A 21,821-nucleotide genomic window follows, 5' to 3' on the forward strand; every position below is an offset into this window, starting at 1 on the left:
CCGGAAAGCAATCCCAAAGCGGCGTTCGCCCAGCAGGAGCAGGTCAATGACCGACAACGCCCCTCCACCCGAAGACGACCGCACCCGAGTCGTCTCCCGCCCCATGCCATCCACAGGCGGCGCCGACACAGGCGCTACCGTCATCACCGCCGGCGGCCTCACCACACCCTCAGGCACCCCCGTCACCAGCCCCGCCACAGGCACACACGAAGCCGGCCTCCTCCCCGTAGGAAGCCGCCTCGCCGAATTCGAAATCACCCGCGTCGTAGGCCAGGGCGGCTTCGGCGTCGTCTACGAAGCCTGGGACCACACCCTCGAACGCGTAGTAGCCATCAAGGAATACCTGCCGACATCGCTATCGACAAGACAGCAAGACGGCACCGTCGTCCCCCTGTCAGAAAGACACAGAGAGACCTTCGACCTAGGCATGCGCAGCTTCATCAACGAAGCCCGCCTCCTCGCCCAGTTCGACCATCCCTCGCTCCTCAAGGTCTACCGCTTCTGGCAAGAAAAGGGCACCACCTACATGGTCATGCCCTTCTACAAGGGCGACACCTTGCGAGAGGCACTCGTCGCCATCCCGGCAGGCGTCGACGAAGCCTGGCTCACCCGCATCATGGACGGCGTCACGCAGGCCCTCGCGGTGATGCACGGCGCTCACTGCTACCACCGCGACATCGCTCCCGACAACATCATCCTGCTCGAAGGCTCCGGCCGCCCGGTGGTGCTCGACTTCGGCGCCGCGCGCCGCGTGATCACCGACAAGACGCAGGCGATCACCGTCATCCTCAAGCCCGGCTATGCGCCCATCGAGCAGTACGCCGAGATGCCCGACATGTCGCAGGGCGCATGGACCGACGTCTACGCACTCGCCGCCGTGATGCACGTCGCCGTGTGCGGCCGCGCGCCGCCGCCGTCGGTGGCGCGGCTGCTGTCCGACAGCTACGTGCCACTCGCGGGCAACGACATCCTGCGCCAGCGCTACAGCGACCGGCTGCTCGCGGCGATCGATGCGGGCCTGGGCGTGCGGCCCGAGGCGCGGCCGCAGTCGATGGCGGAACTGCGCGCGGCGCTGGGCCTGGAGGTCGGCCACAGCGTCGCGCCCACGCCGCGCACCGTGCCGCCGTCGGGCGCGCGAAGCAGCAGCAGTCCATCGGGCGCCGATGGGCCCACCGTGATCGGCACGGCGCACATGCCGAAGCCCCTCGCCGCGAAGGCACCTGCCACGAACAACGGCAGGAGCGGCGGCAGCAACCACAAGGCCGTCCTCGACGCCATCGCAGCCGCCGTGCTGGTCGTCGCGGCAGGGGGTGGGTGGTGGGTCATGGGCCGCTCCGGCGGCGAGGGCGATGCCGGCAAGACGGCGCCAACCGCCACACCCGCACCGCCCACCGACGCCCCCACCTCCATCGCCGAGGCCCCACCACCGCCGCCTCCACCGCCTCCACCGCCTGCGCCACCCAAGCCGCGCACCGCTGTCGAGTCGCTGCAATCGCTCGCCGCCGGTGCCGCGCCGGGCTTCGAGGTCACGGCCGCACCGAAGAAGGCCGAGGTCGCCATCGGCAAGGACCGGCTGGCCTTCGAAGTGCGCAGCAAGCGCGACGGTTTCGTCTACGTGTTCCTGCTGTCCAGCGGCGGCGAGATGTTCCTGCTGTTCCCGAACCTGCTCGACAAGTACAACAAGATCACCGCCAACGGCACGCTCGCGCTGCCGCGCGCGTCGTGGCCGATGGACGCTGGCGGGCCGGCCGGCACCAACCAGTTCGCGGTGCTCGTGAGCGAGCACGAACGCGACTTCGGCGACGCCGGCGTGCAGAACGAGGGCGTGTTTCCGCAGTTCCCGCTGCCGGTGCTTTCGGCGCTCGAAGCCACGCGCGGCACCGGCCCATCGCCGCTGCTGGGCAAGCCGGTTTGCGCGCCGGGCGCCACGCCGTGCAACGACGTCTATGGCGTCGCGAATTTCAAAATCGTCGAGAAGTAATCGTCTGTAGAGCGTCGGCCGCTTCGGCCTCCTTTCCACGACCAGGAGACTTTCATGCACACGTCACCGTCGCCGCACTTCGCGCTCCCCCTCTGCCGCACGGCCGCCGTGATCGCGCTGGCGCTGCTGGCCGCCTGCGCCCACACGCCGCCGCCCGCCGCGAGCACTGCTGCCCCCCTCACGCCCACGACGCCCGCCACGACCGAGCCTGCGCCTGCCCGCCCCACGGGCGGCAGCGTGGCTGGCCAGGCGCGCACCTTCTCGACCCAGCTCGCCACCTACACCTCGGTCGGCTTCGATGCCGTGCCGGGTTGGGCACGCGACGACTTCTCGGAAAGCTGGCCGGCCTTTCTCGGCAGCTGCAAGGTGCTCAACGGCCGCGGCGCCGAGTGGAAGGATGTGTGCGACCGTGCGCTGAAGGTCGACGGCAAGAGCACGCAGGCGATTCGCGGCTTCTTCGAGCGCGAGTTCTCGGCCTACCAGATCCGCGACGACGACCGCAAGCCCGACGGCGTGGTCACCGGCTACTTCGAGCCCGAGATCGCGGGCAGCCGCACCTACGGCGCCCCGTTCATCTACCCGGTCTACGGCCAGCCCGAGGACATGCTGTTCGTCGATGCTCGCAGGCTCCCGGCCGGCAGCGGCACGGTGGCCGCCAAGGTCGAGGGCCGCAACGTGATCGTGCAAAGCGGCCTGAGCACGCGCGACATGGGCGCACCGGGCCTGTACGCGCTCGACCTTTCCGCCATCACCCGCGACACGCTCGACCGCAAGGTGCGCCTGCGCATCGACGGCAAGCGCCTGCTGCCGTACTACACGCGCGAGGAGATCGAGACCAAGGGCGCGCCCAACGCCAAGGTGCTGGCTTTCGTGAGCAGCGCCACGGCGCTGTACGAGATGCAGATCCAGGGCTCGGGCCGCATCAAGCTGCCCAGCGGCGAGATCGTGCGCGTGGCCTACGCCGAGCAGAACGGCCAGCCCTTCCGCCCGACCATCGCGCGGGCTGCCAACGGCAAGCCGCGCAGCGCGGTCAAGGTGCGCGGCGGTTCGCTGGAGCTGACGCTGGACGACGGCGACGACGAAGACACGGGCGCCATCGACAACAGCGTGATCCGCACGCGCGGCTTCACGCTGGCACGGCCCACGGCCAGCGGCGCCGTGGTGGTGCCGGGCCGTCGCACGGCCGGCGCGGTGACCGGCAGCGGCATCAAGGACCCGAGCTACGTGTTCTTCAAGGAATCGACCTCGCCCGCGGGCGGCCCGGTGGGCGCCTTCGGCGTGCCGCTGTCGGCCGGCCGCTCGATCGCGGTCGATCCGCGCAGCACGCCGCTGGGCTACCCGGTGTTCGTGTCGACGCGCACGCCCGGCAGCGGCGCCCCCATGCAGCGCCTGACCATCGCGCAGGACACCGGCGGCGCGATCCGCGGCGCGGTGCGGGCCGACTACTTCTTCGGCAACGGCCAGCAGGCCGCCACCAACGCGCGCCGCATGAAGGAACGCGGGCAGCTGTGGATTCTTCTGCCGCGCGGCCTCGCCGTGGCGCAGGCCGCGGTGTCGGGTGCGATCCGCACGCGCGGCGGGCCGGTCGGCGCGAATCTTCCGCAGTGCCTGGTGCCCACGGAAGGCGTCTGCGTCGACGACTGATCCCGTTTCTTTAGACCCCCTTGGCCCTTCATGCAGGAAACCCTTTCGTCCGCGGAAAGCTCTGAACTCGTCCGCCTCTGGCGGCGCCGGCAGACGCTGTCCTCGGACGACATGGGCACGATGTACCGCATCGTGGGCGATGCGCTCGTGGCCTGCAACCCACCCGAGCTGCAGGTGCTGGGCGAAGGGCGGCAGGAGCTGGTGGCGCAGTTCATCTACGTGAAGGTGCTGCGGCTCGATGCCGACCCCGACGAGTCGGAAGAGCGTGCCGGCCACAGCGCGCCGTCCACCGCTTTCGCACTGTGCGCGTACTTCCGTCGCTACCTCATCGACTGCACGCGCGCCAGCGCGTTTCGCCGCAAGGTCTCCATCGGCGACCAGATCACCGAGGCCCAGCTCGAAGACGAACTCGGCCCCGGCGAAGACCTCGACGGCTGCCTGGCCGAGCACGGCCTCAGCGCGCAGGCCGTGCAGCTGGCGGCGCGCACCTTCATTGCCGGACTGCCCGAGCCCGAGCGCATCCTGCTGTGCGAGGGCTTCGGGCAGGAGGCCGAGGGCGGGCTGTCGGGCATCGCCTCGCGCCACGCCATCGCCTCGTACCACTACCGCGCCGGCCGGCTGGGCCTCGTTCACAAGCGCGAAGGGCTGGGCGCCGGCTATGCGCAGACCCGCATCGGCAGCTGGATCGGCCAGACCCTGGGCATCGCCATCGAGGCCGACAACATGGCGGCGATCCTGCAGGTTTTCAAAATCCTCGGGGCTGAAGCGTCTTATGTCTGAAGACATAGCCATTCAGGAACAGACGCCATGACCACCGACCTCTGGCCCCCGCTCAGCGTGATCCGCCATGCGTTCGAAACCGGCGCGCCGCCCGGCGATGCCCCGCCGGACGCCGCACCCGTCGCGATGCCGCACGGCAGCGCGGGCGCGGGCACGTCCGGGGTGTCGGACCTGCTGCTCCCTTTGACCGAATTGGCCCGGCGCCGCGAGGCTGTCGCCCGGCGCGCCTTCACTGCGCGCTGGGCGCCGGGCCGCCTCGTGAGCGTGGTGCACGACGGGCGCCTGCTTGGCGTGCTGCTCGACCGCTGCATCCACGGCGACCTCTGGCAAGGCTGGATGGCCGCCGGCGAGCCCGACTGGGCTTCGGACTTCGACGTGCTGCTCGAGCCCGACGACGAGCCCTTCGAGCCGATGTTCGGCGTGGTCCAGGCGTGGAACATGCTCACGCTCGAACCCTGCCCGCAGCTGGCCGCGCGCGTGCTCGGCGAGGTTTCGGCCACGCGGCTCGCCGCGATCCGCGCGGTGCACGACGAATGGGCGGCGCGTGCGGTGTCCGCCATTGCACCGGAGCCGGGGCGCATCGCGCTGCGTGCCGTGGGCGGTGCGTTCTCGGTACTGTCTGGTACGCCGCTCGGCCCGCAAGACCCGCGCACCGATTACCAGGCGCTGTACCGCGATGCCGGCCTGCAACTGGGCCGTGCGTTGGCGCAACCGCAGGACGAGACACCTGCCACGCCGTCGCCATCGCCATCGCCCGCCCGGCCGCTGCCACGGCCCGAGGACGGCTGGTGGGGCAGCATCCGCCGCTGGTTCGGCGCTGAAGGCTGGGCACGCCCGGCCTTCGCGGCGGTGGCGCTGTTCGCGGTGATCCAGAACGTGGGGCTCATCGGCGGGCGTGGCACCACCGAAGACGACGACGTGCGCTTTCGCTCGGTGCCCACCGCACCGGTCGCGGCGCAGGCCAACCTGGTCGTGCGCTGGAAGGACGGCGTGCGCATCGACGAGGCCGATCGCCTGTTGCACACGATGTCGGCCGAAGTGGTCGGCGGGCCGGGGCCGAATGGTGTCTGGCGCCTGCGTGTGGCCGATCCGGTCGGTGCTTTGTCGGTGCTCGCGACGTCGCCGTTGGTCGCATCGGCCGGACCGGCCTCGGAGCCGCCATGAACTGGCGCGCGTGCAGCCTGCGGTTCCTGCTCGCGCTGGTGGTGTGGGGCGCGGGCGGCGCTGCCGCGCAGGCCGCGCAGCGCGCGCTGCTCGTCGGCGTCTCCGAACTCGTCAACCAGCCGCAGGCCCTGTGGCTGCAGGCGCCGCGCAACGACGTGATGCTCATGCGCGATGCCTTGCTGAAGCAGGGCTTCACCGCGCCCGACATTGCCGTGCTCGCCGACGGCGTGCCCGGCGCCGCGCTGCCCGAATCGCAGGCCATCCACGACGCGCTGGCGCGGCTGCTCGCGCAGTCGGCCAGCGGCGACTTCGTGCTGCTGTACTTCTCCGGCCACGGCACGCGCCTGCGCGACGTGGCCAAGCGCTACCAGGAGCCCGACGGCCTGTCCGAGAACTTTCTCGCGCGCGACGTGCGTGGCACGCTCGGCGCCGATGCCGCGCTCAGCGGCGACCTGCGCGACGTCGACTTCGACGCCTGGATCCAGGCCTTCCTCGCGAAGAACGTGTTCGTCGCCTCGGTGTTCGACACCTGCTCCGCCAATTCCATGACGCGCGGCACGGGCGATGCGCCCGCGACCGCCGAGGGGCCGACCGACGACGAGGTGCGTTGGCGCGGCCTGCGCGCGACGCAGCTTGCGGGCGGTGCGTCGACGGCACGGTCCTTGTCTCCGCCAGCGACCGGCGACGCCGTGCCGCGCGCCCGCTACGTGGCGCTGTTCGCATCCGAAAGCCACCAGATCACGCCCGAGCTGCGCCTGCCGCGCAAGGCGCGCAGTGCCCGGCCGCAGGGCCTCTTGACCTGGGCCGTGGTCGAGTCGCTGGCGCGCAAGCCCGCGACCTGGCGCGACCTGTTCGACGGCGTGCTCGCGCTGTACCCGCCGGTCATCGACGAACTCGCACAGCGCTTTCCCACGCGCGAGCTGCCGTCGCCCGTGGCCGAGGGCAACCTCGATGCGCCGCTGTTCGCCAACAGCGGCGCGCCCGCGTCCACGCGCCCGGTGTGGGGCGCGCAGCGCAGCGGCGACAGCCTGGCCGTCAAGGCCGGCCTGCTCGACGGCCTGGCGCCGCAGCAGGAGGTGCGCGTGCTCGCCACGCTCGACGACGGCACCGTGCGCCGCGCGCCGACCGCCATCGCGCAGATCAAGCTCGGCGGTGCCTGGCTCGCCGTGCCCGTGGCATTGAAAGACCTGCCGGGCAGCGTGTTCTGGAGCGTCACGCCCATTGCCGAGCCGGCCGCGACGGCCCTGCGCGTGCGCGCCGACAAGCCGCTGCCCGCCGGCCTGAGCCTCGATTACCCGGCCGCGATCCGCCTGGCCGACGACCCCGCGAGCGCCGACGTGCGCTGGACCGACCTCGGCCCCGCCGGCCATCGCCTCGAAGCGCTCGCGCCCGTGTTCGGCGCCGCCGCCTCGACCGTCGTGGTGCCCGACGTGGCCGCGCTGCGCCGCCGCCTGCAGGCGATGGCGCAGCTCAAGTGGCTGGCCCAGCTGCAGGCCCATGCCAGGGGCGGCCAGCTCGACGGTTTCGATGCGGCGCTCGAAGTCTGGAGCGCCGACCGGCTGCTGCGCAGCGTGCCCGTCGCCGAGGCCGCGAGCGTGCTGCCTGCACTGCGGCCCGGCGAGCGCGTGCGCCTGAACGTGCGCAACACCAGCGGCCGTTCGCTCGACCTCGTCATCACCGGCATCGACGCGCGCGGCGCGCTGCAGGCGGTGTACCCCGACGGGGCCGGCGAAACCAACCGCTTCAAGCGCGGCACGCCCGAGCAGCCGGCGGTCAAGCGTTTCGACCTGCCCTGGCTCGATGCGGCCGGCGAGGCGCGCCTGCTCGTCATGGCGGTGCCGGCCGCGCCCCACAGCGCGCCGCGCCTGTTCGGCGTGGCCACCGCGGCGCAGGCCGACGTGTCGGAGGTGCGCGTGCGCGGCGGCCAGCCGCCGGCCGCCGGCGGCGAGCGCCAGGTGTTCGCGGCCTTGCTGCGCAGAAGCGCCGCCGCGGCAGACGGTGGTATGCGGCCATGAGGCGGGCGCGCGTGGTCCCGGTCCAGTTTTCTTTGTCCGAATCCGGAGGTTGACATGGCATTTCTCGAAGACGGCTCCTGGAGCCCCGAAGACGCACGGCAGTTCTACGAACTGATCGGCACCGGCTCGGCCGAGACCGACCTGGTCATGATGATCGAGAGCAAGGGCTCGCCCGTCGAGGGCGAACTCGAACGCGTCTTCGACGACGGCAAGGCGCGCCTGAACATCGGCGGCTACTACTGGTCGGTGCAGGTGCCCGAATCGTCCGCGCAGAACCAGGTCGTGCCTCACAACCTGGTCGTCGCGCGCCGCAGCGACGCGGCCACGGCCACGCTCGCCAGCCTGCTGCGCGCGCAGGAAAAAGACCTGAAGGTCGTCATCAGCGCCTACAAGGCCGGCGGCGATCCGCAATCGCCCGAGGCGCAGGCCACCTTCGAGATCTCGCTGGAGAACGCGCGCATCTGCCGGCTGGTGCTCAACTCCGGCGGCCACTGGGGCGTGCCCTCGGAGCTGGTCTCCATCAGCTACCGCACGGTGAAGATCAAGTCGGCCCCGCAGAAGACCAGCGGCGCGCGCGGCGCGGTGCGCGAATGCCAGTTCACCCGGACGTGAACCGAAATCTGATTCCGAACGCCTCCAGGAGCACTACGCCATGACGACGACCGCCGCAGACTTCCTCAAGGCCGCCGACCCGGTGGCTGCCCTCAAGGCCCTGAGCGACGACGTGCGCGCCAAGCCTTCCGACCCGAAGCACCGCGTCTTCATGGCGCAGCTCTTGTGCGTGCTCGGGCAGTGGGAGCGCGCGCTCAACCAGCTCACCGTCGCGGCCGAGCTCGATGCGCTCGCTGTACCCATGAAGCAGGTGTACGGCGAGGCCGTGCGCTGCGAAGGCCTGCGCGCCGACGTGTTCGCCGGCACGCGCACGCCGATGATCTTCGGTCAGCCCGATGAATGGCTGGCACTGCTCATCGAATCGCTGCTGCGGCAAGGCCGCGGCGAGAGCGGGCTGGCCGAAGACCTGCGCCAGCGCGCCTTCGACGGCGCGCCCGCCATCGCCGGCACCATCGACGGCGCGCCCTTCGAATGGCTGGCCGACGCCGACATGCGCCTGGGCCCGGTGCTCGAGGCCTTCGTCAACGGCAAGTACTACTGGATTCCCTACGCGCGCCTGGCGCACATCAAGATCGAGCCGCCCGAAGACCTGCGCGACTGCGTCTGGATGCCCGCGCACCTGCAGTTCGAGAACGGCGGCGAAACGCTGGCCCTCATTCCCACGCGCTACGAAGGCACCGAGGCGCAGGACGACGGCGAGCTGCGCCTGGCGCGCAAGACCGAGTGGCGCGAGCTGCGCCCCGAGGTCTGGGCTGGCTACGGCCAGCGCGTGCTCGGCAGCGACGCCGGCGAGTACGCGCTGATGGACGTGCGCGAGATCCTCTTCACGCCTGCTGCTGAAGGCGGCGAAAGCAGCGGCGGTGGCTGAGCTCACCGCGCAGGAGCGGCTGCAGCCCTCGCTGCTGGACCGCCTCGTCGACCACGCGCCCGACGAGAAGCGCGAGGGCGACGACAAGCGCACGCTCACCAAGCAGGCGCTGCGCCAGGCCGTGCTGCGCGACCTCGGCTGGCTCTTCAATGCCACGGGGCACGGCCTGTCGATGGAGGACAAGCAGCACCCGAATGCCGCGCGCTCCGTCATCAACTACGGATTGCCTATGCTGTCTGGCCAGTTCACCTCGTCGGTGCAGCGTGTCAGCATGGAACAGGCTTTGAAGAACGCAATCCTGCAGTTCGAGCCGCGCATTTTGTCCCGCACACTCGAAGTCGAACTCGTCATGGAAGGCCCGGCCCTGGAGTCCCACAACAGCATTGGCCTGCAGATACGCGGCATGCTGTGGGCGCAGCCCGTGCCGCTCGAGTTCCTCATGCGAAGCCGCGTCGATCTGGAAGAGGGCCGCATAGAGATCGTGGACATGGCGCAAAACCCAAGGTAAGTCCACATGGACCCTCGGCTGCTGAGCCTGTACGAGCAGGAGCTGCGCTACTTCCGCGAAAGCGCCTCGGAGTTCGCCCGTGCGTTCCCGAAGATCGCGCACCGGCTGGGCATCGAAGGCCAGGAAGTCGCCGACCCGTACGTGGAGCGGCTGATCGAGGCCACGGCTTTCCTTTCGGCGCGCGTGGGCCTGAAGCTGGACGCCGAATACCCGCGCTTCACGGGCCACCTGCTCGACATCGTCTACCCGCACTTCCTGGCGCCCACGCCGGCCATGACGGTGGTGTCGTTCGTGCCCGACCCGGAAGACGCCAACCTCGCGGCCGGCCCCACGCTGCCGCGCGGCGCCGGCCTGCGCGCGCGCCAGGCCGTAGGGCAGAACACGCATTGCGAGTTCCGCACCGCCGCCGCGCTGCGCATCTGGCCGATCGAGGTGCAGCGCGCCCAGTACTTCACCTACGCGCCCGACCTGCCGCTGAACACCCACCCGCAGTCGCGCGCCATCCGCGGCGGCCTGCGCATCGCATTGCGCGCCACGGCGGGGCTGGACTTCAGCCAGATCGCGCTCGACGACCTGGTGCTGCACTTCGGCGGCGCGGAAGACGTGGCCTGGCAGCTGCACGAATGCGCGCTGGGCCAGCCTGTGGGCGTGTGGGTGCGCCCGCTCACGGCCGGCGGTGCCTTGCAGGGCCCCGTGCGCAGCCTGCCGGGCAGCGCCATCGGCGCGGTCGGTTTCGGGGACGACGAGGCGCTGCTGCCGGTCACGGCCACGGGCTTCTCGGGCTTTCGGCTGCTGCAGGAGTACTTCGCGTTTCCGCAGCGCTTCCAGTTCGTGCGCATCGGCGGTCTGCAGGCGCTGCTCGCGACGATGCCGGTGACCGAGCTGGAGATCGTGCTGCTGTTCTCGCGCGGCGACGCGGCGCTCGAGAAGCTGGTGAGCGCCGACAACGTGCAGCTGCACTGCGTGCCCGCCGTCAACCTGTTCACCAAGCGGCTCGACCGCGTGCCCGTGACCGAGGGCGTGAGCCAGTTCCACCTGGTGCCCGACCGCACGCGGCCACAGGACTTCGAGGTGCACACCGTCACCGAGGTCATCGGCCACGGCGCGCCGGGGGCCGACGCCGCGGTGGCCGAGCAGCCGTTCCGGCCGTTCTACTCCGCCTTCCACGGCAGCCGCAACAGCCACCCGGCCTACTTCACGACCACGCGCGAGCCGCGCATGCTCTCGGTGCGCCAGCGCACCGAAGGCCACCGCAGCAGCCACATCGGTTCCGAGGTCTACATGCAGATCGTCGACCCGCAGCAGGCGCCGTACGCCGCCACGCTGCGCCAGCTCGCCGTGACCGCGCTGTGCACCAACCGCGACCTGCCGCTGTTGATGCCGCTGGGCCGCGACAACGACTTCGACTGCGTCGACTCCTTTCCCGTGCAGCGCGTGCGCATGGTGCGCGGGCCGTCGCGGCCGGTGTCGCCGGTGGTGAGCCAGGGGCTGGGCTGGCGCGTCATCGATCACCTGGCGCTCAATTACCTGTCGCTGTCCGACAGCACGCCGGAGCAGGGCGCCGCCGCGCTGCGCGAGACGCTCATGCTCTACGCCGTGCATGCCGACGAGATGCGCCAGGGCCAGGTGCGCGGGCTGCTGTCGGTCAAGAGCAAGCCCGTGGCACGGCGCCTGCCGCTCGCGGGCCCGATCGCCTTCGGGCGCGGGCTCGAGGTGACGCTGGAGGTCGACAAGGACGCCTTCCACGGCCACAGCGCCTTCCTGTTCGGTGCCGTGCTGGCGCAGTTTCTCGCGCGCCATGTCGAGGTGAACCACTTCGTGGAGACCGTGCTGCGTGTCGCGGGCAAGGGCGAAGCCATGCGCTGGAGGCCGCTGTGCGGGACACGACAGATTCTGTAAGCACGCGGGTCGATCACGCGCTGCGCGGGTGGTCGGCGCAGCCGTGGGACTTCGACTACTTCGCCGTGATGCGCCGCATCGAGTCCGTCGCGAAGACCACGCCGCGCTGGGGCCGCGCCTTGCTGCCCAGCGCCGAGCCCGTGCGCGTGGGGCAGGAGCCGTCGCTGTCGTTCGCGCCCGCGAGCTTCAGCCGCTTCGAGCCGGCCACCTCGCATTCGCCGCCGCGCCTGCGCCAGCACTTCTTCGGCTACATCGGCCCCAACGGCCCGCTGCCGGTGCACCTGAGCGACTTCATCCGCGAGCGCAGCCTGAACCACGGCGACCCGACCTGGCTGGCTTTTCTCGACACCTTCTCGCACCGCTTCTCGCTGCACTTCTACCGCGCGTGGGCGCAGTCGCGTCCCGCCGTGGCGCTCGACCGGCCGGGCGAAGACCGCTTCCGCCTTCAGGTCGGCGCGCTGGTCGGCATCGGCACGCCGGGGCGCATCGGGCGCGACGAGATCCATGACGACGCACGCCTGCATTTCTCGGGCTGGCTGGCGCGCCGCGTGCACAACGCGGAAAGCGTCGAGTCGGTGCTGTGCAGCTACTTCGGCGTGCCGGTGAAGCTGGAGCGCTGGGTCGGCCACTGGATGCGCGTGCCCACGGACGAGGTCACGCGGCTGGGGCAGGGCGAGAGTTCGCGTTCGATGGGCATGGGCGCGATGCTCGGCACGCGCGCGTGGGACCGCCAGCACCGCGTGCGCCTGCACCTGGGGCCGCTCACGATCGACCAGTACCGCATGTTTCTTCCCATCGGCGACGCGCGCTCCGTGCTGCAACGCTGGATGCAGCAGCTCCTGGGCGACGAACTCGAATGGGACGCCGAGCTGGTGCTCGAGAAGGCCCAGGTACCGCCCACCCGGCTCGGCCAGCGCAAAGGCAACGCGCCGCGCCTGGGCTGGATCTCGTGGCTCGGCGACCGGCCCCGCGTGCGCGACGCGGCCGATGTGCGCATTGCGCGCAAGTCGGCCCCGGCGTTTCAAACCACCCCATCGCCAATCGTCTAGATGAGATACGGAGTCCTCCATGAGTGAAATCAGCCGCACCGCCCTCTTCGGCAAACTCAACTCGCTGGCCTACAAGGCCATCGAGGGCGCCACCGTCTTCTGCAAGATGCGTGGCAATCCGTACGTGGAACTGGAGCACTGGTTCGCCCAGCTGCTGCAGGCACAGGACTCCGACCTGCACCGCGTGATCCAGCACTACGGCCTGGACGTGTCGGTGATCGCCAAAGACATGACCGCCGCGCTCGACCGCCTGCCGCGCGGCGCCACCGCCATCAGCGACTTCTCGCCGCACATCGAGAACGCCATCGAGCGCGCGTGGACCTACGCCACCCTGCAGTTCGGCGAGGCGCAGGTGCGCACCGGCTACATCCTCGTCGGCATGCTGAAAACGCAGAGCCTGCGCAACCCGCTGTTCGGCCTGTCGAAGCAGTTCGAGAAGATCAAGGTCGAGGACCTGGCCGACAACTTTCCCAAGATTTGCGACGCCTCGCCCGAAGCGCAGATGCGCGCTCAAGATGGCACCGGCATGGGCAGCGGTGCGCCCGGCGAAGACTCGGGCGCCATGGCGCCGGCCGCCATGGGCAAGGGCGATGCGCTCAAGAAATTTGCTGTCGACCTCACGGAGAAAGCCAGGAAGGGAGAGATGGATCCGGTGACCGGGCGGGACGAGGAAATCCGCCAGATCGTCGACATCCTCATGCGCCGCCGCCAGAACAACCCGCTGCTCACGGGTGAAGCGGGTGTCGGCAAGACCGCAGTGGTCGAAGGCTTCGCGCAGCGCCTGGCGCGCGGCGACGTGCCGCCGCAACTGAAGGATGTGAAGCTGCTCACGCTCGACATCGGCCTCCTGCAGGCCGGCGCGAGCATGAAGGGCGAGTTCGAGCAGCGCCTGCGCCAGGTGATCGACGAGGTGCAGGCATCGCCCACGCCCATCATTCTTTTCATCGACGAGATCCACACGCTCGTGGGTGCGGGCGGCGCGGCCGGCACCGGCGATGCGGCCAACCTGCTCAAGCCGGCACTCGCGCGCGGCAACCTGCGCACCATCGGCGCCACCACCTGGGCCGAGTACAAGAAGTACATCGAGAAAGACCCGGCGCTCACGCGGCGCTTCCAGGTCGTGCAGGTGCCCGAGCCCGACGAGACCAAGGCCATCCTGATGCTGCGTGGCGTGGCCAGCGTGCTGGAGAAGCACCACCGCGTGCAGCTGCTGGACGAGGCCATCGAGGCGGCCGTGAAGTTGAGCCACCGCTACATTCCCGCGCGCCAGTTGCCCGACAAGGCCGTGAGCCTGCTGGACACCGCGTGCGCGCGCGTGGCCGTGTCGCAGCATGCGACGCCGCCCGAAGTGGAAGACTGCATGCGCCGCATCGAGGGGCTCACGGTCGAGCAGGAAATCATCGGCCGCGAAGCCACCATCGGCATCGACGTGACCAAGCGCTCGGCGCAGGTCGAAGCGCTGCTGGTCGAATCGAAGCAGCAGCTCGAAGGGCTGAATGCGCGCTGGCAGGAAGAGAAAGGCCTGGTCGATCGGCTGCTCGAACTGCGCAGCAAGCTGCGCGCAGGCAACAAGCCCGTCGATGAACCTGCGGCCGGTGAAGCACCCGCCGAGGCTGCGCCCGACCGCGCCACGCTGCTCGCCGAGCTGCACGACCTGCAGGCAAGGATCCACGCGGTGCAGGGCGAGTCGCCGCTCATTCTTCCGTCGGTCGACGAGCAGGCCGTGGCCTCGGTCGTCGCGGACTGGACCGGTATTCCGGTCGGCCGCATGGTCAAGAACGAAGTCGAGGCCGTGCTCAAGCTCGCCGACACGCTCAACCAGCGCGTCATCGGCCAGAAGCATGGGCTGGAAATGATCGCGCGCCGCATCCAGACCTCCCGTGCGCGGCTGGACAACCCGCAGAAACCCATCGGCGTGTTCATGCTGTGCGGCACCTCGGGCGTCGGCAAAACCGAGACTGCGCTGGCGCTGGCCGAAGCGCTGTACGGCGGCGAGCAGAACATCATCACCATCAACATGAGCGAGTTCCAGGAGGCGCACACCGTCTCCACGCTCAAGGGCGCGCCTCCGGGCTACGTGGGCTACGGCGAAGGGGGCATCCTGACTGAAGCGGTGCGTCGCCGCCCCTACAGCGTGGTGCTGCTGGACGAAGTGGAGAAGGCGCACCCCGACGTGCACGAGATCTTCTTCCAGGTCTTCGACAAGGGCTGGATGGAAGACGGCGAGGGCCGCATGATCGATTTCAAGAACACGATCATCCTGCTGACCACCAACGCCGGCAGCGAGCTGGTGATGAGCATGTGCCGTGACCCGGAGCTGCTGCCCGACTCGAACGCGCTGGCCGATGCGCTGAAGGCACCGCTCATGAAGGTGTTTCCGCCCGCGCTGCTGGGCCGCATCGTCACCATTCCCTACTACCCGCTGTCGCCCGAGATGATGAAGAAGATCGTGCGGCTGCAGTTGGGCCGCATCAAGAAGCGCGTGGAGACGAACCACGGCGTGCCCTTCGAGTACAGCGACGCGGTCGTCGACCAGGTCGTCGCGCGCTGCCAGGACCCGGAGTCGGGCGGGCGCGTGATCGACGCGATCCTGACCAACACCGTGCTGCCCACCATTTCGGTCGAGTACCTGCAACGCCTGGCCTCGGGCGGCGAGATCCGCCGCGTGGCGCTCGACGTGAAGGACGCCGACTTCACCTACGCGTTCGACTGACCACCGCCCAGCGGGACGCCCCACTTCCGAGAGACCCAAGATGGCCGACCACGAGTTCCGCATCGAGAGCGATTCGCCCGCCAAGGACGACCTGATGTTCTGGCGCATCGTCGGGCACGAGGCGCTGGCGCGCCCCGCGGCCTACGAGCTCACCGTGCTGTCCAAGAACAAGGACCTCGCCGCCAAGGACATCCTGGGCCACGCCTTCGACGTGGTCATCGAGTTCAAGGACGCCGACGGCGGCGCGCACGAGCGGCATTGCCAGGGCCACGCGGTGCGCTTCGTGCGCGCAGGCCACATCGGGCGGCACTACGAGTACCGCATCGCGCTGCGCTCGTGGTTCTGGCTGCTCACCAAGCGCGCCAACTCGCGCATCCACCAGGAAAAGAAAGTGCTCGAGGTGCTCGACGCGGTGTTCGAGGACAGCCCGATCAAGCGCTTCAAGAAGACCAAGGCCACCAACGTCATCGGCACGCACAACCCACGCCGCTACTGCGTGCAGCACCAGGAGAGCGACTACCAGTTCCTGTCGCGCCTGCTGGAGGACGAAGGCATCTACTACTGGTTCGACGCGCACGACGCGCCCGGCACCATGCACCTGTCGGACGCCAGCGACCTGGCGCACGACAAGCTGCCCGCGGCCGACACGCTGCGCCACATGGCGGTCCATGCGGCCGAGCCGCGCTTCAACGAGATCTCGCGCTGGGTCAGCGCGCGGCAGTTCGACACCGGCAAGCACTCGTCGCGCGACAGCGACTTCAAGGCCATCAAGAAGAAGCTGGGCGCCGACATCGACAGCTCCGACCAGCACGAGCTCGCCGAGTTCGAGATGTTCGAGTTCCCCGGCGGCTACTTCAGCGGCGACGACGCCGAGACGCGCGCCAAGCTGCGCGGCGACGAACTCAACGCGCGCCGCGACCGCCACTGGGCGCTCACGCCGTGGCCCGACGTGGCGGCCGGGCGCAGCTTCAAGTTCGAGGACGACCCCGACGGCACGCGCAACGGCGACTACGTGATCGCCGCCTGCACCTTCATCGCCAGCCACCGCGGTTACGAGGGCGTGAGCGCCAGCGCGCCGGCCCAGCCCGTGCAGCGCGCGCTGGCCGAGGTGCTGCGCGACGACGCCGTGAACGCCGACACCCTGCCGGTGCTGGAAGAACTGATTGCCGCCACGCCCGCGCTGGCCGCCGCGCAGACCGGCAGCAGCCTGTTCCTGCTCACGGTGATGCCGGTCGACCGGCCGTTTCGCGCGCCGCGCCTCACGCCGCGAGTGACCATGCCCGGCCCGCAGACGGCGATCGTGGTCGGCCCCAAGGGCGACGAGCTGCACGTGGACGACCACGGCCGCGTGAAGGTGCACTTTCACTGGGACCGCTACGACGAGAGCAACGAGAAGTCGACCTGCTGGGTGCGCGTGTCGCAACCCTGGGGCGGCAAGGGCTGGGGCGGCTACTTCGCGCCGCGCATCGGCCAGGAGGTGATCGTCGACTTCCTCAACGGCGACCCCGACCGCCCGGTGATCGTGGGCCGCGTCTACAACGACGACCAGCCCATTCCGTACAAGTCGCCCACGCAGAGCGGCTTCCGGACCCGGTCCACGCCGGGCGGCGGCGTGAACAACTACAACGAGATCATGTTCGAGGACAAGAAGGGCGAGGAGAACATCAACATCCACGCCGAGAAGAACATGAGCCGCAGCGTGGAGCTGGACGACTCCACCACGGTGGACCGCGACCAGACCGTGACCGTGAAGCGCGACCAGACCTCCACGGTCGTGCGGGACCGCAAGACGACGGTAGAGAACAACGACACCACGATCATCCAGAAGTTCCAGAAGCTCACGGTCGGCAAGAACCAGGACAACCACGTGGTGGGCTACCAGACCACGAATGTCGACATCGACCATGCGTTGCTGGTGAAAGGCCATCACAAGATCCAGTCCGACGGCAACCGCACCGACATCACGGGCGGCAACGAGACGCGGACGGTCACGGGCACGCAGACCATCACGGTGAAGGGCGGGGTGAAGTACAAGGCCCCGATCATGCTTTTCGAGGCAGGGCACATGGAGTTCAAGGTGACCGGCGGCAATTCGATGAAGATCGACGCCAATGCCGCACCGTATGCCGCGGCGTTCCAGAAGTACACGCTGGTGAGCAACACCGAGCTCAACATGGTGGCCATCGGCAACATCAACACCGTGTCGGTGGGGTCCAACACCACGGTGCTCGGCCCCAACACGAGCGGCTACATCGGCAACAACACCGACTTCAATCTCGGCGTCGCCCGCTCGACCTTCATGGGGCTGAGCATGGACAACGCGCTGGGCATCGCGATGTCGAACTTCCTCGGGTTGAAGGTCGACAACACCTTGGCCATCAGCATGGAATCGGTGGCCGGCCTCAAGATCGAGCGGGACGGCACCTCGGTGCGGCAGGCCCCGCTGCATTCGATCATGCCGGGCGCCGGGGCCGGGGCGGGAACCGCCGCGACGGGCCCCATGGCAACCGCCGGTACGGCGGGGGCGCTCGCGGGCCTCGGGTACGGCGCCGTCTCGATGATCAGCGGTGCGGCGTCCCTGGGCTCGCAGTACGGCGACGCGAGGAAGATGCTGAACGAGATTCTCTCTAGCAGCGACATCGACAACATCCCCGGCATGCGCGGACGGCTGGAGCGCATGCGCAACCTGGTGAGCACCAATGTCGCCGACGGCGCCGCCACGATCCTGACGGCGGGCGCCGGCGGCGCGGTGCTGGCACTGCTGGGCATGATCCCCGGCGTCGACGCCGTGGGCAGCGAGCGCGGCGCCAACGCGCTGCTCAGCCGCGACGACGCCGGCAATCCCAACGGCTGATCGGGAAGAAAGCCAGCGCGCAAACCACCATGCAAGTCGTCAAACCCCAGGCTGTCTGCCTGAGCACCCGGCCGATCGAGTACCGCAAGCGCTTCGGCCTGTGCGTGACGGCCATGCTGCACGTGCCGTTCGAGCAAGCCGAGGGCGGCACGCTGTGGGGCGAGCAGTCGGCCTGGAATTTCATCGGACGCGAGATGGCGGTGCCGCTGGTCGACGAGGGCGTGGCCAAGCTCACGCCCGAGTTCCTGGTGCACGGGCAGGCCTTTCCTCCCGCTGAAAGCCCGAGCGCCTGCGCGGTGCGCGCACGGCTGGGCAGCCGCAGCAAGACCCTGCTCGTCTTCGGCGATCGCCACTGGGAGGGCACGAAGGCCAGCGCGCCGCTGCCGTTCGACGCGATGCCCATCGATGCCGCGCATGCCTATGGGGGCCCCGCGGTGCCGGCCAACCCCGAGGGCATCGGCGCCGCGCCCGAGGGCGGGCGCCATCGGCTGCCCAACATCGAGCAGCCCGACCAGCCCCTGCGCGATCCGGCACAGCCCGTGGCGCCCGCCGGCTTCGGCCTGCGGGGGCCGATGCATCCGGAGCGCGCGCGTTTTCGCGGCACCTACGACGCGGACTACCTCAAGGCGCATGCGCCGGGCTTCGCGCCCGACCTGGACTGGCGCTATTTCAATCTCGCCCCCGAGGACCAGTGGTTCGACGCCCCGTTGCGCGGCGACGAGCCTTTCCAGTTCGATCACATGCATCCGCAGAAGCCGCAGCTCGAAGGCCGGCTGCCCGGCCTGCGTGCGCGTGTGTTCGCCGACTACCGCGCCGTCGGCGCCGCCGAGCCGCGCCTGCGCGAAGTGCCGCTGCGCCTGACGACGGTCTGGTTCTTTCCGCATGCCGAGCGGGCGCTGCTGCTGTTCCAGGGGCTGGCCGAGGTGGCCACCGACGACGGCTCCGACGTGCACGGGCTGCTCGGCGCCGTCGAGCGCGTCGATGCGTCGCGGCCCGACACTCACTACCTCGATGCGCTGGCGCGACGCGCCGACCCGCGATGGGGCGGGGTCGAATGCCTGGACGACAGCGACCTGCTGCCCGAGGGGCTGGACGCGGTGGACCCCGAGGCCGAGCGGGCCGCCGAGGCCTTCGCGAGCCAGGGCCTGCAGGCGCAGGCGCAGTACCGCCGCGCCGAGATCGACGTGGCCCTCGCGCGGGAAGAGGTGCGCGCCAGCGGCCGCGACCCGGATGCCATGGGCATCGTCATGCCGTCGCGCGAAGCGCCCCCAGCGCCGGCGCAGCGCGTGGCCCACCTGAAGCAGAAGCTGCAGGAGGCCGAAGCGCAGAAGCTGGCGGCCGTCGACGATGCGCTCGATGCCCTCGAGCAGGCGGTGGCGGCGCGCAAGGCGAACCCGGCCATGAAGCCCATCGAGCATCGGGGGCCGCCGCTCTTCAATGCAGACGTGGCGCTGGCGCAGCTCCAGGGCGCGAACGCCGGCGCGACCGGTGCGTTCGACCTCGCAGCCGTGCATGGCCAGTTGCTGCAGCAGGAAGCGATGGAGCGGCTGGGCTATCTGCAGGGCGCACACGCGCAGCAGCCCGCACCCGCGATGCAGGCGGCGCAGGCCCAGACACTGAAGGACGGCATGAAGCAGGCACTGGCCGGCGGACTGCGGTTCTTCGGCGGCATGGACTTCACCGGCGCCGACTTCTCGGGGTTGGACCTGCGCGATGTCAACTTCGCCGGCGCGTGGCTCGAGAGCGTGGACTTCGGAAAATCCAACGTGTCGGGCGCGAACTTCACGGCGGCGGTGCTGGCGCATGCGAACCTCGACGGCGCGATCGGCATCCGGGCCATCCTTCAGGGCGCGAACCTGGGTTGCACGCGCTGGCAAGGCGCGGTGTTCGACGAGGCCGATTTCAGCGCGACGCAGCTGTCGCATGCCGACCTGGGGGGCCTCTCGCTGCGACGCGCCAAGATGAAGGGCGCCATGCTGATCGGCACGCGCTGGGACGGCACCGATGCGCACGGGCTGCAGGCGCCCGAGCAGCTTTTCTACCGGCTGTCGCTGCCGGGTCTCTCGCTCGCCGAGGCCGATCTCGTGGGCTGCCAGTTCGTCGAATGCGACCTCACGGAGGCCGACTTCCGCGAAGCCCACCTGGCCCAGGCCAACCTGATCACCTGCAAGCTGACGGGGGCCCGCTTCGGCGGTGCACGCGGCATGGGCATGGTGTTCGCCCAGCACTGCGACCTGGTCGACGCGGATTTTTCCGGGGCGCGGATGCAGGGTGCCAACTTCGGCGCTGCGGACATGTCGCGCGCGCGGATGCTCGGCAGCGTGCTCGACGGCGCCAACCTGTGCGAGGCCCGGCTGCCCGACAGCGACTGGCGGATGGCTTCGGCCAAGGGCGCGTTGCTGCGCCGGACCGTGCTGCGGGGCGCCAAGCTGGCGGGCGTGAACTTCAGCGAGGCGATCCTGCAGCACGCCGACCTGCGCGGCTGCGACTTGCGCAACAGCAACCTGTTCGCTGCCGACCTGTCGCGCGCCCGGCTCGACGGCGATGTGCGCTTCGATGGGGCCCTGCTGCAGCGCGCGCGCACATGGCCGCGGCTCACGCCCGAGCAGCAGGCCGCAGGCGCATGAGGAGGACGGCGCCATGATGAACACCACCACGCTGACCCTGGCCGTGCTGCTCGGCGAGTCGATTGCCGGGCTCGACCTGTCGGGCGGTCATTTCTCGAATGCACAGCTGGCGGGGGGGCTGTTCGACCGGGTGAACTTCGCCAAGGCCGATCTGCGCGGGGCCGACCTGCGCGAGGTCGTGTTCAACCAGTGCGACCTGCGCGGCGCGCTGCTGGGCGGGGCGCGGCTGCAGCGCGCCGTGTTCAACCAGTGCCTGATGGACCACGTCGACCTGCACGGAGCTGGCCTGCACGCGGCCGTGTTCAGCGAATGCCAGGCGCCGCATGCGAACCTGTCGGATGCCGACCTGAGCATGCTCGCCTGCACCAAGACCCGCCTCGATCACGCGATGTTGCGCGGTGCGCTGCTGGACGCCTGCGTGCTGACCGAGAGCAGCCTGATCGACCTGGGGGCCGAATCGACGCGCTGGACGCACGTGACCGTGGCCGGCTGCGATCTGCGCCATGTGGCGTGGCGCGGCGCCCACCTGCTGCGCGTGGCGTTCTCCACCACGCAGCTGGCCGGCGTGTCGTTCGACGGCGTCGCGCTCGAGAGCTGCCAGTTCGCGAACGCCGACCTGCGCGGTGCCCAGTTCAGCGGGGCGCCGCTGCGCCAGTGCAACTTTCAGGGTGCCACGCTCGATGAGGCGCGCTTCGACCGCATCGACGCGCCCCTGGCCCTGTTCTGCGAGGCCGAAGGGGCCGGTGTCGATTTCTCCAGTGCCGTGCTGACGCAGGCACTGTTCACCGGCGCCAGGCTGCCGCAGGCGAACTTCAGTGGCGCACGCCTGTACCAGGCCCATTTCGCCGGCGCCGTGCTGGACCGGGCGCGCTTCAACGGGGCGGACCTCACGTACGCCGACCTGCGCCACGCGCGCTTGCACCAGGCAGACCTGCGCGGTGCGACCCTCGCGCGCACCTGCCTGCACCGGGCCCTGACCGACGAGGCGCAGATCGAGGATCGCACCCGTGCGATCGAAACCGATCCCGAGCTGGCGCAAGCCGAGGACTGGTGCCCCCTGCCGGCCTGAGGCGCTACCGGCCGATGCCCCTTCTTTCCATTGGAAGC

General features: G+C 70.0%; 14 protein-coding genes. All 14 read left to right on the top strand.

Features of this window, described 5'->3' with window-relative positions; all coding sequences use genetic code 11:
* Positions 1 to 103 precede the first annotated feature (103 nt).
* The 14 genes from ASD34_RS28515 (at position 104) to ASD34_RS26635 (ending at position 21,783) form a co-directional block, all read left to right on the top strand.
* On the top strand, positions 104 to 1,981 hold the full coding sequence (locus ASD34_RS28515; protein ID WP_268810589.1) for a serine/threonine-protein kinase: 1,878 nt from the start codon (positions 104 to 106) through the stop codon (positions 1,979 to 1,981).
* A 54-nt stretch (positions 1,982 to 2,035) separates the two neighbouring features.
* Positions 2,036 to 3,625, top strand: coding sequence for a murein transglycosylase A (locus tag ASD34_RS26575; protein ID WP_056584532.1), 1,590 nt, complete (start codon positions 2,036 to 2,038; stop codon positions 3,623 to 3,625).
* Between the two features lie 111 nt (positions 3,626 to 3,736).
* Positions 3,737 to 4,405, top strand: coding sequence for a hypothetical protein (locus ASD34_RS26580; protein WP_235510270.1), 669 nt, complete (start codon positions 3,737 to 3,739; stop codon positions 4,403 to 4,405).
* A gap of 27 nt (positions 4,406 to 4,432) precedes the next feature.
* Positions 4,433 to 5,569, top strand: coding sequence for a hypothetical protein (locus ASD34_RS27690; RefSeq protein ID WP_056584538.1), 1,137 nt, complete (start codon positions 4,433 to 4,435; stop codon positions 5,567 to 5,569).
* The gene (locus tag ASD34_RS26590) at positions 5,566 to 7,584 is read left to right on the top strand and encodes a caspase family protein (protein WP_056584542.1); all 2,019 of its coding nucleotides are present in this window, start codon (positions 5,566 to 5,568) and stop codon (positions 7,582 to 7,584) included. The genes ASD34_RS27690 and ASD34_RS26590 overlap by 4 nt, the downstream gene beginning before the upstream one ends.
* Positions 7,585 to 7,638: 54 nt before the next feature.
* Entirely contained in the window at positions 7,639 to 8,196 is a 558-nt protein-coding gene (locus tag ASD34_RS26595; protein WP_056584544.1) for a type VI secretion system tube protein Hcp, read from the top strand.
* A 40-nt stretch (positions 8,197 to 8,236) separates the two neighbouring features.
* Positions 8,237 to 9,064, top strand: a complete 828-nt coding sequence (locus ASD34_RS26600; protein ID WP_056584547.1) for a type VI secretion system accessory protein TagJ — start codon at positions 8,237 to 8,239, stop codon at positions 9,062 to 9,064.
* Positions 9,057 to 9,572, top strand: coding sequence for a type VI secretion system baseplate subunit TssE (gene tssE / locus ASD34_RS26605; protein ID WP_056584550.1), 516 nt, complete (start codon positions 9,057 to 9,059; stop codon positions 9,570 to 9,572). Before ASD34_RS26600 ends, tssE begins: the two co-directional genes overlap by 8 nt.
* A 6-nt stretch (positions 9,573 to 9,578) precedes the next feature.
* The gene (gene tssF, locus ASD34_RS26610; protein WP_056584553.1) at positions 9,579 to 11,471 is read left to right on the top strand and encodes a type VI secretion system baseplate subunit TssF; all 1,893 of its coding nucleotides are present in this window, start codon (positions 9,579 to 9,581) and stop codon (positions 11,469 to 11,471) included.
* Complete coding sequence (gene tssG, locus ASD34_RS26615) at positions 11,447 to 12,520, top strand: type VI secretion system baseplate subunit TssG (RefSeq protein WP_235510272.1); 1,074 nt, start codon at positions 11,447 to 11,449, stop codon at positions 12,518 to 12,520. Before tssF ends, tssG begins: the two co-directional genes overlap by 25 nt.
* Before the next feature lie 19 nt (positions 12,521 to 12,539).
* Entirely contained in the window at positions 12,540 to 15,233 is a 2,694-nt protein-coding gene (gene tssH / locus ASD34_RS26620; protein ID WP_056584556.1) for a type VI secretion system ATPase TssH, read from the top strand.
* Between the two features lie 40 nt (positions 15,234 to 15,273).
* Positions 15,274 to 18,087 carry a type VI secretion system Vgr family protein gene (locus tag ASD34_RS26625; RefSeq protein WP_082549114.1) on the top strand — a complete coding sequence of 938 codons (2,814 nt, stop codon included), beginning with the start codon at positions 15,274 to 15,276 and terminating at the stop codon, positions 18,085 to 18,087.
* A gap of 29 nt (positions 18,088 to 18,116) precedes the next feature.
* Positions 18,117 to 20,714, top strand: a complete 2,598-nt coding sequence (locus ASD34_RS26630) for a DUF2169 domain-containing protein (protein ID WP_056584559.1) — start codon at positions 18,117 to 18,119, stop codon at positions 20,712 to 20,714.
* Between the two features lie 13 nt (positions 20,715 to 20,727).
* On the top strand, positions 20,728 to 21,783 hold the full coding sequence (locus tag ASD34_RS26635) for a pentapeptide repeat-containing protein (protein ID WP_235510273.1): 1,056 nt from the start codon (positions 20,728 to 20,730) through the stop codon (positions 21,781 to 21,783).
* Positions 21,784 to 21,821: the final 38 nt, after the last annotated feature.

This window comes from Variovorax sp. Root473 (genome assembly GCF_001426505.1).
Lineage (GTDB): Bacteria > Pseudomonadota > Gammaproteobacteria > Burkholderiales > Burkholderiaceae_C > Variovorax.

Coding starts and splice junctions, on each gene's coding strand:
- ASD34_RS28515 (WP_268810589.1), top strand. CDS start 104: ATGCCATCCACAGGCGGCGCCGACACAGGCGCTACCGTCATCACCGCC.
- ASD34_RS26575 (WP_056584532.1), top strand. CDS start 2,036: ATGCACACGTCACCGTCGCCGCACTTCGCGCTCCCCCTCTGCCGCACG.
- ASD34_RS26580 (WP_235510270.1), top strand. CDS start 3,737: ATGGGCACGATGTACCGCATCGTGGGCGATGCGCTCGTGGCCTGCAAC.
- ASD34_RS27690 (WP_056584538.1), top strand. CDS start 4,433: ATGACCACCGACCTCTGGCCCCCGCTCAGCGTGATCCGCCATGCGTTC.
- ASD34_RS26590 (WP_056584542.1), top strand. CDS start 5,566: ATGAACTGGCGCGCGTGCAGCCTGCGGTTCCTGCTCGCGCTGGTGGTG.
- ASD34_RS26595 (WP_056584544.1), top strand. CDS start 7,639: ATGGCATTTCTCGAAGACGGCTCCTGGAGCCCCGAAGACGCACGGCAG.
- ASD34_RS26600 (WP_056584547.1), top strand. CDS start 8,237: ATGACGACGACCGCCGCAGACTTCCTCAAGGCCGCCGACCCGGTGGCT.
- tssF (WP_056584553.1), top strand. CDS start 9,579: ATGGACCCTCGGCTGCTGAGCCTGTACGAGCAGGAGCTGCGCTACTTC.
- tssH (WP_056584556.1), top strand. CDS start 12,540: ATGAGTGAAATCAGCCGCACCGCCCTCTTCGGCAAACTCAACTCGCTG.
- ASD34_RS26625 (WP_082549114.1), top strand. CDS start 15,274: ATGGCCGACCACGAGTTCCGCATCGAGAGCGATTCGCCCGCCAAGGAC.
- ASD34_RS26630 (WP_056584559.1), top strand. CDS start 18,117: ATGCAAGTCGTCAAACCCCAGGCTGTCTGCCTGAGCACCCGGCCGATC.
- ASD34_RS26635 (WP_235510273.1), top strand. CDS start 20,728: ATGATGAACACCACCACGCTGACCCTGGCCGTGCTGCTCGGCGAGTCG.